Genomic DNA, 426 nt, shown 5'->3' with positions numbered 1-426 from the left:
CTTCGGACGGCCGAGCGCGGCCGCATCGAGCGCGACGTGACGTTCGCCGTTGGCGTGCAGGCGCATGCGCTCGCGGATTTCCGGTTCCGTCGCGCTCACGTGCACCGCGATGAACGAGCGTTCGCCGCGAAAGTTGATCCATTCGACGACACGGCAGGACGCGCCCCACGGCTGCACGATCGGCGCCGAAAGGCGGCAGCCGCGCAGTTTCGTCGCGGGTTCGTCGGCGATCTGCGCTACATCGGCGGAACTTCGTCCGGGCCAGGACGGGCGCTTCATATCGGCCTCCTTTCGTTCGGTGCGTGGCATGGCGTAACTCCGTGGTTATCCCTTGAGATTGCCAGCGACGTTAGCGATCAATGCCGCATCCAGCATGGAGAAAAAGTGGAGAAGTCGTGGAGATTCGCGAGGAAACTGCGTGACGAA

Annotated in this window: 1 protein-coding gene; it reads right to left on the bottom strand. The window is 63.8% G+C overall.

The window, feature by feature from the left end:
• Positions 1 to 279, bottom strand: a 279-nt coding sequence (locus QCE58_RS34040) for a DUF2866 domain-containing protein (protein ID WP_309781277.1), incomplete at its 3' end; no start/stop codon positions are given.
• Positions 280 to 426 lie beyond the last annotated feature (147 nt).

The organism is Caballeronia sp. LZ028 (assembly GCF_031451415.1).
Classification (GTDB): Bacteria; Pseudomonadota; Gammaproteobacteria; order Burkholderiales; family Burkholderiaceae; genus Caballeronia; species Caballeronia zhejiangensis.
The sequence above is the reverse complement of the archived record's forward strand: the minus strand, read 5'-3'. Positions and strand labels throughout refer to the sequence as shown.